This is a genomic window from Vibrio sp. 2132-1, from assembly GCF_033344315.1.
In genome coordinates this window covers 1-738 of sequence record NZ_JAWPON010000284.1, presented here as the reverse complement: position 1 = coordinate 738, position 738 = coordinate 1, and the positions used below count along the sequence as shown (strand labels likewise).

Genomic DNA, 738 nt, shown 5'->3' with positions numbered 1-738 from the left:
TGAAGACGTCAGTAAAAATCTTTCCGAGACTTTGTTCGTAAAACATAAGCAAGCGAAAGAAACCTCCGCGCTCACTCAATACATGCCAACCAGCAAAAAGATTCTTGATGATCGAGAACAGCAAGAAGATCGTGCTTGGTATCGTCATTTGCGTCGCTTGCAGTGGGCGTGGCAAGGCTTATCTCCAATTGAAATGGAAGGCGTGTTGTCGCGCATTGCTTCGTCAACGCATTCTCGTACTCACGATGATTGGTTAGATACTGTGATGGGGTATCACAGCGGTAACTGGACGTTTGAGTGGATCAAGTTAGGTATGGAACACCAACGACGTGCCAATGAGCTTAAAGGTGAGGATGCTGCCGACGAGCTGTTTACCGCATCGTTGTGTTTCAGCATTGCGGGCTATCCTCATTTAAAAAACGACAACTTGGCGCTTCAGGCTCAGGTGTTAGCAAACAAAGCCTATTCTGAAGGGGCTGAGAAAACTCAGTACACCATCAAGCAAATTGAGGTGCCTTACCAAAAACGCAAAATTATCGCTAACTTGCATTTGCCAAGAACCGATAAGCAGCTGCCAGTTGTGATGGTGAGTGCAGGACTCGACAGTTTACAAACCGACATGTGGCGTTTGTTCCGCAATCACTTTGCTCCTAAAGATATTGCAATGCTGACCGTCGATATGCCATCAGTCGGACACAGTTCTCATTGGCCTTTGACGGAAGATTCAAGCTGTCTTCA

General features: G+C 46.5%; 1 protein-coding gene. It reads left to right on the top strand.

Going from position 1 to position 738, the window contains the following annotated elements; genetic code table 11:
- Positions 1 to 738, top strand: a 738-nt coding sequence (locus tag R8N47_RS24945; protein ID WP_318186074.1) for an alpha/beta hydrolase, incomplete at both ends; no start/stop codon positions are given.